This is a genomic window from Pseudomonas sp. P7759 (genome assembly GCF_013386445.1).
Classification (GTDB): Bacteria; Pseudomonadota; Gammaproteobacteria; order Pseudomonadales; family Pseudomonadaceae; genus Aquipseudomonas; species Aquipseudomonas azotoformans_A.
The window spans coordinates 18,540-28,553 of sequence record NZ_JACART010000060.1 but is presented as its reverse complement, the minus strand read 5'-3'; the positions used below and the strand labels follow the sequence as shown (position 1 = coordinate 28,553).

The following is a 10,014-nucleotide window of genomic DNA, read 5'->3' as shown; positions in this document are numbered from 1 at the left end:
GGGTGGCGAAGCCGCCCCAAGAAGACCGCCGCGTTTTTTCTGTGAGACCACATGGCACGATTTTAGGGCTGCTGCGCAGCCCAGCGCGGGGCAAGCCCGCTCACCACAATAAGCCCGCTCACTACAGAAGCACGCTTCAGAGCACACTCCCCATCGCCTTCATCAACACCAGGTCCCGCCCATAGATATCCGGCGCATACACCAACCCGCCCTCGCGATTGACCTCCACCGTCCAGTAACTCAACAACACCGGAACCGGCGTGGCCAGCCGGAATTCATGGGTCACGCCGGTGGCCAGTAGCTCATCGGTGCGAGTACGTTCGGCCGGGCTCACCAGCAAATCCCGCAGCAACAACGGTTGCTCGACCCGCACACACCCGGAGCTGAACGCCCGCGGCCCTTTGGTGAACAGCGGCTGGCTCGGCGTGTCGTGCAGGTAGACCGAGTACGGGTTGGGAAAGCGCATCACGATCTTGCCCAGCGGGTTGCGCGGCCCGGCTTCCTGGCGCAGCAGGATATTACCAGGGCGGGCCCAGTCGATTTGCTCGGGCGCCAGCGGGTGGCCTTCGGCGTCGAGTACTTGCAGGTTCTGCTGGCGCAGGTATTCGGGGTTGAGGCGGATGGCCGGGAGCTTATCCTCGCGCATGATGGTGGGCGGGATGGTCCAGGTGGGGTTGAGGGTCAGGCGGGTGATGCGCGACTTGAGCAGTGGCGTCTGGCGTTCGGCGCGGCCGACTTGCAGGCGGGTTTGCCACACCGGGATGCCGCTCTGGTATACGCTCAGTTGCGCGGCGGCGACATTCACCAGCACGCCTTCTGGCTCCAGGTCCTGGGCCAGCCAGCGAAAGCGTTCAAGGTTGATACGCAGTTGTTCGCGGCGCACCAACGGGCTGATGTTCAATTCGGCCACGGTACCGGCGCCGATCACGCCATCGGCCTGCAACGAGTGGCTGAGCTGGAAGGCCTTCACTGCCTTGACCAGTTCATCGCGGTACTGCTTGCCACTGGGCGCGTTGGCGAGGTAGCCACCACTGACCAGGCGCCGCGCCAGCTCCGGCACGCGGGGGTCTTCCATGCCGGGGCGCAGCAGCGGGCCGCTGGCGACCGGGTCCCAATGCGGCAACGGCTGCTGGCGCACGGTGGAATAGGCGTTGCGCAGGCTGCGGTACAAATCGGCACTGGGCCGCGCCTGGTCGAATGCCTGAGGCATGTCTTGCAAACCTGTGGCGGCAAAGGCCAGCACTTCGACGTTGGGGTCGCGCGTAGGCGGCTGGGAATGCCACAGGGGTTCGAAGCGCGATTGTTGCAGGCGGCCGTAATGCAAATCCTGCAAGGCTTGCAGGTAACGCTGGCTGGTGGCTATATCGCTGCACAGCACGTTGGCCGTGGCATCTGGCGCAGGCAAGCTATAGTGGGTGGGGTCCAGGCCGTCATCGGCGAGCATCAGCAACTGAGATTGCAGGGCTTGTCGACGTTCATCGGCGGACCACAGCGGCGCGTTGCCTTGCTGCTGGTAAAAGGCTTGCAGGCGCAGTTGCCCAGCGGCGTCGAGCTGCGGCGCCAGGCCGGGGCAGACACTCGGCAGTTGCGCCAACGTCTGTTGCACAGGCGCCAGATCGACCGGCGCCGGCGTGGTCACCGGCAACGGCTCGACCGGCAGGGCGTCGGCTGTCGCGACCAATGGTGCAACGAGCAGGCAAATGCTCAAGTAACATGCGTGTTTTTTGAACAATTGACCAGGCTCCAATCCACACCGGGGGACACTTCGTAGATGCTGACTTTCATGCGCCGCCTCGGTTTGATGACCGTGGCGTTGGCTACCTTGAGCAATTTTGCGCTCGCCGCCAATCAGACCTCTCCTAACTTGTATAGCAGCCTGGCGCGCTCGGCTCCAGAACTCAATCCCACCGTACTCAAAAGCGCCCTGAACGCGGTGCAGTGCGCGGTCAATAACGGCGAGGAACGTTCCGAGCGCCTAGCGGTTATTGACTACTCCCAGCCTTCGACCGCCCGTCGGCTGTGGATCTTCGATCTGCGCAAGAAAACCCTGGTACTACGCGACCTGGTCGCCCACGGCGCCAAATCCGGGGAAAACTTCGCCACCCAGTTCTCCAACCTCGAAGGCAGCCACCAGTCCAGCCTTGGATTGTTCCGCACCCAGGAAAGCTACCTGGGCACCCACGGCTACTCACTGCGCATGGATGGCCTGGAACCGGGTTTCAATGACCAGGCCCGCGACCGCGCCATCGTCATCCACGCCGCCGACTACGTGAGCCCCTTGTGGAGCAAGCGCGAAGGCCGTATCGGCCGCAGCCAGGGTTGCCCGGCCGTGCGCCCACAGGTGGCACGCCAGGTGGTGGACAAGCTCAAGGATGGCCAGTTCATGTTTTCCTGGTACCCGGACCAGCGCTGGTTGAAGTCTTCGACCTACCTCAATTGCAAACCCCAACAGGTGGCGAGTAGTCGTACAATCCGTGGCGGATAGCCTGTCCCCATAGATAAGAGAACCTCGCATGCTTCTACATAAGTCCACTTGGATCGAGATCGGGCAGTTTCTGGAACGCAGCCGCACGGTGGTGATCCCCATCGGTTCCAACGAACAGCACGGCCCTACCGGCCTGCTGGGCACCGACTGGATGTGCCCGGAAATCATCGCCCATGAAGCGCAGAAGAACGCCGACCTGCTGATCGGCCCCACCTTCAACATCGGCATGGCCCAGCATCACCTGGGCTTTCCCGGCACCATTTCCCTGCGCCCTTCCACCTTTATCGCCGCGATTGGCGATTGGGTGCGCTCGCTGGCCGGACATGGTTTCGAGAAGATCCTGTTTCTGAACGGCCACGGCGGCAATATCGCCACCATCGAAGCGGCGTTTTCCGAGCTGTACGCCGAAGCCAGCTTCGCCCGCCGCCCGGCCGGGTTTGCCTTGAAACTGGTGAACTGGTGGGACCTGGAAGGCGTGAACGACCTGGCGCAACGCCAATTCCCGGTGGGCCATGGCAGTCATGCCACGCCGTCGGAGATTGCGGTGACGCAGTGGGCCTATCCGGACTCGATCAAGACGGCCGATTATTCGCCGCAGATCGCCAGCACCGGGCCGATCCGTGAAGCGCTGGACTTCCGCGCGCGCTTCCCGGATGGGCGCATGGGCTCGGACCCGGCGCTGGCGACGGTAGAAAAAGGTGGGGAGTTGGTGGCGTTGGCGGCGCAAGGGCTAGTCAAGACGGTGAATGCCTTCAGCAACGAAGCCAAGCCCTAGGCCATACGCAAAATTATTGGCATTCCTTGGCGGCAAGCTCAAGCCGCGACGGCGTAATCGTCGACGCCAGCGGCTTGCGCTCATACAGGAACACTTTGCCGCCGTCCTGGGACTTGTAGGCTTCCAGCACATCATCGGCGGCAATCTTGCTGGTCAACACCACCTTGGCGTGGCGCGAGTTCTGCGTCACGGTGGAGGTGATCTTGTGTTTTTCCAGTTTGGGCAGCACGCACTGCACATAGGCTTCAGGCGTTTTGCTGGTCTGCAAGGTCAGGGTGGGCGCGTTGGGGGCGGACACACAACCGGCCAGCAACAGTGAAGCAAAGGCCAAGGCCGGGGCAAAAAAAGCGCGCATGAAAAATTCCTGATTATAAAAATAAAGGTTCACATCAACCTGCACGAACCAACGCCTTGAGCGACGCATCGAACTGCTTCAAGGCATCCAGTTGCACATCGCGCTGCTGCTCGATCTGCGCGGCAATTTCCGGCGCTGCCTTGTCATGCACCCACACCGACGGCACCTGCTTGTGCACCGAGCCTTCGGCCTTGGCGATGTATTGCAGGTTCGCATCATAGAACCGCGCAATAAAACGCGCCTCGACCTGGTCGTTGCGCTGGGTCAACAGTTGGTTATGGGTATCGAGCATCACCACCACATCGGGGTGAGCCTGCACCAAGGCATCCAGGTTGTCGTAGACCGTCACCGACACAAACGTGCCTTGCAGCGAGCTCATCAACCAATCGATGGCCAGTTCCGGGTCGGAACTGTTGACGAACGCCTGGCGGATACGCCCGTCGAGGGCATCCTTGGCGCCATTCAAGGCCATGTCGTGGTAGCGTTCAAGGTAGCTGAGGTTGTCGCGGGTGTTGTCACTCAGCAATACACCCACCGACTGCGCGTGCTGCAGGGAGTCTACGCTACCGTTGATCGGTAGCAAATGGCTCATGGGCAGATCATCGGCCATTGCCGCGTTGTTGATGGCAACCGTGCCAAGCATCAAAGCCATCAACGCCAGCTGAATAAACGTCCTCATCGCGCATTTCCTTGAACAGCGTCTCGATAGCGTGATTTTCCGCTTTTCCCGCAAAAACAGAACTTGCGATCCTTGATGGTGACTATTATCTGAACCGATAGTGCTGACATAAAACTTATAAGGACCACGCCATGAAGCCCCACCAGAAAACCTTCGACCGCATCCGAGAAGCCGTACTACCGGAGTTTCGCGAGCGGGTCGCCGATTACCTGGTCGACTATGAACACGTGCTGCAGGACGAGGCAGCCGACGCCGATCAAATCAGCGCCAGCGCCCAGCAACTGCGGGGTTACCTGCGGGGTTTGAACACCACACGGGTGCTGGGCATGGCGGACTGGGAAGACCTCGACCGCCGTGTCGTGCAAATCACTGAACGTTCTACAGCGCAGGACGTTGCTGATTGACCCACGCCTGCACGGAAGGCCGCTGCCACTGGCGCTGCGCGTATTCCACCAACTCGACGGGCACGCTGTCGCCGTTGAGGATCAGCCGATTGAGCATCACCGCCAGGTCCACATCGGCAATCGACCACGCGCCGAACAGATAGGCTCGATTACCCGCCAACAGCGCCTGGGCCGCGTTGATCAGCTTGCGCGCCGCCGCTTCGGCCACGGGGGACAAGGGCGGCATCTTCTGCCCGTAGAACACCACCATCGTCGAACGCTCCTGGCGGATCGGCAGCAAGTCACTGCGCAACCACGCCTGCACCTGCCGCGCCCTCGCCCGCTGCTGGGGTTCGGTCGGATAGACCGGCGTCTCGGGGTAAGTCTCTTCCAGGTACTCGGTAATTGCCGAAGACTCCGACAGCGCAAAGTCTGCTTCTACCAGCGTCGGTACGCGCTGGGTCAAGGACAGTTGGGCGAAGTCGGCGGTCTGGTTCTGCGCGGCGTCCAAGTCCAGGGTCAAGGTGTCGAACACCAGGCCTTTTTCCCGCAGGGTGACGAACACCGACATCGCGTAGGGGCTGGTGTACAAATGATCAACATACAGGCGCAACGGACGCTGGCTCATAACGATTCTCCATGAGTGGAACACCACGCTACGAGATGTGCGGCGAGAAAGACAATGCGCTATTTTTATGGGGGCATTCCTACTCGGAATACTGGGCTAACCGGCAAAGCCACCCTTGTCTAAAAAGGCGCGTTCCTCCTGCGTGGTCTCTCGCGCCAACACGCCATTACGATGGGGAAAACGCCCAAACCGCTCGATGATGTCGGCGTGCTCCTTGGCCCAATGGTAAGTGTTGGCGTCCAGTTGCTGGTTCAGGACCAGGGAGCGCTGTTGATCCGCCGAGTCTTCAGAATGTTCGAACGGCAGGTAGCAGAATGCGCGCAATGCCGGCTCAATCTGCTGATCCAATTCGGCGTCGACCATGCGCCTGGCATACAGGCGAGCCAATGGGTCGGTGGCAAACATATGGGCGGTGCCACGAAAGGCGTTGCGCGGGTATTGGTCTAGCAGGATCAGCAGCGCCAGGGCGCCTTGCGCCGAATCCAGCCAGTGTTCCAGTTCGCGCCGGGCGGCTTGCAGGTGGGCGGTATGGAAGGTGTCGCGGAAGATGGCGTCGAAGGCGTCATCCTTGGCGAACCACTGTTTGGGGCCAGCGTGTTTCCAGAAGTCGAGGACAGAGGTCGGCCCAGCTTTGCGGCACCGGCAAACCACCCAGCGCCTCAACATTGACCATGATGCCCAAGGTGCCGGAGTGGATCGCGAACCAATGGCCGGCCGGATCTTTCAAGCCAGCGGGAATCTGGTCCCAGGCCTTGGGTTTATAAGTGTCGACCACCTCGGCTTTTTGCGCCTGCAGGCCGAAGGTCACGCCGTAGTACACGACGTCGGCCACCGGCGCGGCTTTTTCCGCCACCAACTGCGCCAGGGACTGGCCGGAGTTCTTGTTATCCAGCGGTACTTGCACGCCGGTGCTGGCGGCGATGGCCTTGAGCTGGGTGCCCCAGTCGGCCCAGTCCGGCGGGCAGTTGTAGCAGATCGCGGTTTCGGCGGCCTGGGCCAGGCTGGCCACACCGCACAGCAGCACGGCTGCCAGGGTTTTACTGAGTGCGCGCATCAAGGGTTTCCTCGTGGGGTTGAGTACTGTCGCCCGGCCGGATATGGCAAGGCAGGCAATGGGACGTCGGAGCGTTGCCGGCGATCTGCGCCAGCAGTTGGTCAATCACGGTGCTGGCCAGCAAGGCGATGGGCTGCACCACGCTGCACAGGGTCGGGTGCATCTGGGTGCCGAGGCTGATGCCGTCGAAGCCCATCACCGACAGCTGTTCGGGCACGTTCCAGGCGTTGCGGCGCAGTTCGGCGATCAGGCTGATCGCCAGGAAATCGTTGGAGCACACCAATGCAGTTGGGGCCTCGTCGCCTCGCAAAAAGGGTTCGATGGCGGCGAATTCGGCCTGGGTGTGGGCCGGCATTTCGATCACCGCGCGAGGTTCCAGGCTGTATTCGCGCATGGCGTCGCAATAACCGGCGTAGCGCAGACGGGCACGGTCGGACTGCAACGCAGGGCCGGCGACCATGCCGATGCGTCGGTGCCCCGCTTCCATCAGGTAACGCGTGGCCAGCGCCATGCCCGCGCGGTTGTCCACTGACACGGCGCTGTAGTTGGGATTGCTCGGTTGGTGATAAGCCAGCACGAACGGGGTTTGCTCGGTGTTCAAGCTGCTGAGCACGCTGTTGCTCTCGGCATCGGTGACCGTCAGCACCAGGCCATCGACGCGCTGGCGCAGCAGTTCTTCCACCACGATACATTCGCGCTCGCTGCTGTAATCGGTGGTCGCCAGTAACAGGCTGTAGCCCCGCGCCCGAGCGGCGCGTTCCATGGCCTGGAACTGTTCGGCAAACACGGGGTTGAGCAGGTTCGGCACCACCACACCAATCAATTGGGTGGTTTGCAGGCGCAGCTGGCGACCCAGCAGATTGGGGCGAAAACCCAACTCACGGGCGGCGGCGAACACCTGCTCACGGGTGGTCGGGCGCACCTGGTCCGGGGAAGCAAAAGTGCGGGCGGCGGTGGCGCGGGATACGCCCGCCAGCCGGGCTACGTCTTTCAGGTCAGTCATTGTCACTCGCTTGAGATCGATCTCATTGGCGAGGACAGTAGCGGGGGAATGTGGCAGTTCGGCGGTAAGGAGATGACAGTTCGATGGCACCTGGCTTGCTACCCATTGATCCGGGGTGTGCCCATAGATGGTCATACTCAGCGGGTATCATTGAAACCAAGGGCAGCAAAATCCGCCCACTAACCTTTCGATTCGATCCAAGTGCGGGCACAATGCGTGTCCTTTTTTGGCAGGCACCGCCGCAGGCTCTCAAAAATGATCAAAACGCCGTACTACCTCATCGATAAACAGAAGCTTCTGGTCAACATGCAGAAGATTGCTTACGTGCGCGAGCAGTCCGGCGCCAAGGCGTTGCTGGCGCTCAAGTGCTTTGCCACCTGGTCGGTGTTCGACCTGATGCAGCAATACATGGACGGCACCACCTCGTCGTCGTTGTATGAGCTCAAGCTCGGTCGCCAGAAGTTCGAAGGCGAGGCGCACGCCTACAGCGTGGCCTGGGCCGACGATGAAATCGAAGAGATGCTGGATAACTGCGACAAGATCATCTTCAACTCGATCAGCCAATTGCAGCGTTTTGCCGCACGTTCCGAAGGCAAGACCCGCGGCCTGCGCGTCAACCCGCAGGTGAGCAGCTCCGACTACCTGCTGGCCGACCCGGCGCGCCCGTTCAGCCGCTTGGGTGAATGGGACCCGGTGAAGATCGAAGGCGTGATCGAACAGATCTCCGGCTTCATGTTCCACAACAACTGCGAGAACGGCGATTTCAGCCTGTTCGACAAGATGCTGGGCACCATCGAAGAACGCTTCGGCGCGCTGCTGCACAAGGTCGAGTGGGTCAGCCTCGGCGGCGGCATCCACTTCACCGGTGAAGACTATGCGGTGGACGCGTTCTGCGCACGCCTGAAGGCGTTCTCCGAGAAGTACGGCGTGCAGGTGTACCTGGAACCCGGCGAAGCGGCGATCACCAACAGCGCCTCCCTGGAAGTCACCGTGCTCGACACCCTCTACAACGGCAAGCACCTCGCCGTGGTAGACAGCTCCATCGAAGCCCACCTGCTGGACCTGCTGATCTACCGCCTCAACGCCAAGCTGGCGCCAAGCGACGGTGAACACACCTTCATGGTGTGCGGCAAATCCTGCCTGGCCGGGGACATCTTCGGCGAGTATCAATTTGATCGTCCGCTGGCCATCGGCGATCGGCTGTCGTTCATCGACACCGCAGGCTACACCATGGTCAAGAAAAACTGGTTCAACGGCCTGAAAATGCCGTCCATCGTAGTGAAACAACTTGACGGTACAGTCGAGCTGGTTCGTGAATTTGGTTACGACGACTACCTGTCCAGCCTTTCGTAAGCTGGCGGATAAAGGAGAGATAAAGCAATTGAAAAAGAACGTTCTTATCATTGGTGCAGGAGGTGTCGCCAAGGTGGTGGCCCACAAGTGCGCGCAGCACAACGACGAACTCGGTCGTATTGCTATCGCGTCGCGCAACATCTCCAAATGCCAGGCCATCATCGACAGCGTCAAGGCCAAGGGTAGCCTCAAGGTTCCCGCCGACATCCAAGCCTTCGCGCTGAACGCCCTGGACGTGGAAGCGACCAAGGCCCTGATCCGCGAGACACAATCGCAGATCGTCATCAACGTAGGTTCCGCGTTCCTCAACATGTCGGTACTGCGTGCCTGCATCGACACGGGCGTTGCCTACCTCGACACCGCCATCCACGAAGAGCCGGGCAAGGTCTGCGAGACCCCGCCGTGGTACGGCAACTACGAATGGAACCACCTGGAAGAGTGCAAACAGAAGAACATCACCGCCATCCTTGGCGTGGGCTTCGACCCGGGTGTCGTCAACGCGTACGCCGCGCTGGCGCAGCAACAGCATTTCGACCGTATTGATTCGATCGACATCCTCGACGTCAATGCCGGCTCCCATGGCAAATACTTCGCCACCAACTTCGACCCGGAAATCAACTTCCGCGAGTTCACCGGACAGGTGTGGAGCTGGCAGAACAGCCAGTGGACCAGCAACACCATGTTCGAAGTCAAACGCACCGACGACCTGCCGGTCGTCGGTTCGCAGAACCTCTACCTCACCGGCCACGATGAAGTGCACTCGCTGTCGAAAAACCTCGACGTGCCCAACGTGCGTTTCTGGATGAGCTTCGGCGAACACTACATCAACGTGTTCACCGTGCTGAAAAACCTCGGCCTGCTCTCCGAAAAACCGGTCACCACCGCCGAAGGCCTGGAAGTCGTGCCGTTGAAACTGGTCAAGGCCGTGCTGCCCGACCCGTCTTCACTCGCCCCCGGCTACACCGGCAAGACCTGCATCGGTGACCTGGTCAAGGGCACCAGGAATGGCCAGCCGCATGAGATGTTCATCTACAACGTGGCCTGCCATGAAGAAGCCTTTGCCGAAACCGACAGCCAGGGCATCTCCTACACCGCAGGTGTGCCACCGGTGGCCGCTGCGCTGCTGGTTGCCCGTGGCGAGTGGGATGTGAAGCACATGGCCAACGTCGAGGAACTGCCGGCTGAGCCGTTCCTGAAAGCGCTGGACGTGATGGGGTTGCCGACTCGGATTAAAGACGAGAAGGGTGATCGGGCTTGGGATGCGATTGCCTGATCGTAATCGTTAACCAAAAAAAGCGC

General features: G+C 61.0%; 11 protein-coding genes and 1 pseudogene. 5 read left to right on the top strand and 7 right to left on the bottom strand.

Features of this window, described 5'->3' with window-relative positions; all coding sequences use genetic code 11:
- Positions 1 to 136 precede the first annotated feature (136 nt).
- Entirely contained in the window at positions 137 to 1,732 is a 1,596-nt protein-coding gene (locus HX823_RS29235) for a murein L,D-transpeptidase (RefSeq protein WP_177078093.1), read from the bottom strand.
- Between the two features lie 39 nt (positions 1,733 to 1,771).
- Here HX823_RS29235 and HX823_RS29230 point away from each other — a divergent pair, with 39 nt between their 5' ends.
- A complete protein-coding gene (locus HX823_RS29230) occupies positions 1,772 to 2,485 on the top strand; it encodes a murein L,D-transpeptidase catalytic domain family protein (protein ID WP_016977141.1) in 714 nt (237 codons plus the stop codon).
- A 28-nt stretch (positions 2,486 to 2,513) separates the two neighbouring features.
- Positions 2,514 to 3,260 (top strand): creatininase family protein, encoded by a 747-nt coding sequence (locus tag HX823_RS29225; RefSeq protein WP_038846917.1) that lies wholly within the window; start codon positions 2,514 to 2,516, stop codon positions 3,258 to 3,260.
- A 13-nt stretch (positions 3,261 to 3,273) separates the two neighbouring features.
- Here the strand turns inward: HX823_RS29225 and HX823_RS29220 are convergent, their stop codons facing one another.
- Both HX823_RS29220 and HX823_RS29215 read right to left on the bottom strand, forming a co-directional pair.
- Positions 3,274 to 3,615: a hypothetical protein gene (locus HX823_RS29220; RefSeq protein WP_033896691.1), complete on the bottom strand. Its 342-nt coding sequence runs from the start codon at positions 3,613 to 3,615 to the stop codon at positions 3,274 to 3,276.
- A 34-nt stretch (positions 3,616 to 3,649) separates the two neighbouring features.
- Positions 3,650 to 4,294: an ATPase gene (locus HX823_RS29215; protein WP_177078091.1), complete on the bottom strand. Its 645-nt coding sequence runs from the start codon at positions 4,292 to 4,294 to the stop codon at positions 3,650 to 3,652.
- Positions 4,295 to 4,425: 131 nt separating this feature from the next.
- Between HX823_RS29215 and HX823_RS29210 the strand changes: the two genes are divergently transcribed.
- A complete protein-coding gene (locus HX823_RS29210) occupies positions 4,426 to 4,698 on the top strand; it encodes a hypothetical protein (RefSeq protein ID WP_038846922.1) in 273 nt (90 codons plus the stop codon).
- Here HX823_RS29210 and yfcF read toward each other — a convergent pair.
- The 4 genes and pseudogenes from yfcF to HX823_RS29190 form a co-directional block, all read right to left on the bottom strand.
- Entirely contained in the window at positions 4,673 to 5,305 is a 633-nt protein-coding gene (yfcF, locus tag HX823_RS29205; protein ID WP_177078089.1) for a glutathione transferase, read from the bottom strand. The genes HX823_RS29210 and yfcF overlap by 26 nt on opposite strands.
- A gap of 96 nt (positions 5,306 to 5,401) precedes the next feature.
- Positions 5,402 to 5,956 carry a DUF924 family protein gene (locus HX823_RS29200; protein WP_371317990.1) on the bottom strand — a complete coding sequence of 185 codons (555 nt, stop codon included), beginning with the start codon at positions 5,954 to 5,956 and terminating at the stop codon, positions 5,402 to 5,404.
- Positions 5,922 to 6,359 (bottom strand): annotated as a pseudogene (locus tag HX823_RS29195) (ABC transporter substrate-binding protein); the annotation flags it as partial. The gene HX823_RS29200 and the pseudogene HX823_RS29195, both read right to left, overlap by 35 nt.
- On the bottom strand, positions 6,343 to 7,362 hold the full coding sequence (locus tag HX823_RS29190; RefSeq protein ID WP_177078086.1) for a LacI family DNA-binding transcriptional regulator: 1,020 nt from the start codon (positions 7,360 to 7,362) through the stop codon (positions 6,343 to 6,345). The gene HX823_RS29190 and the pseudogene HX823_RS29195, both read right to left, overlap by 17 nt.
- A gap of 255 nt (positions 7,363 to 7,617) precedes the next feature.
- Between HX823_RS29190 and HX823_RS29185 the strand changes: the two genes are divergently transcribed.
- Together HX823_RS29185 and HX823_RS29180 are read left to right on the top strand one after the other, a co-directional pair.
- Positions 7,618 to 8,715, top strand: coding sequence for a carboxynorspermidine decarboxylase (locus HX823_RS29185; RefSeq protein WP_038846950.1), 1,098 nt, complete (start codon positions 7,618 to 7,620; stop codon positions 8,713 to 8,715).
- A 28-nt stretch (positions 8,716 to 8,743) separates the two neighbouring features.
- Positions 8,744 to 9,988, top strand: a complete 1,245-nt coding sequence (locus HX823_RS29180) for a saccharopine dehydrogenase family protein (protein WP_177078084.1) — start codon at positions 8,744 to 8,746, stop codon at positions 9,986 to 9,988.
- The last annotated feature ends 26 nt before the right edge of the window (positions 9,989 to 10,014 follow it).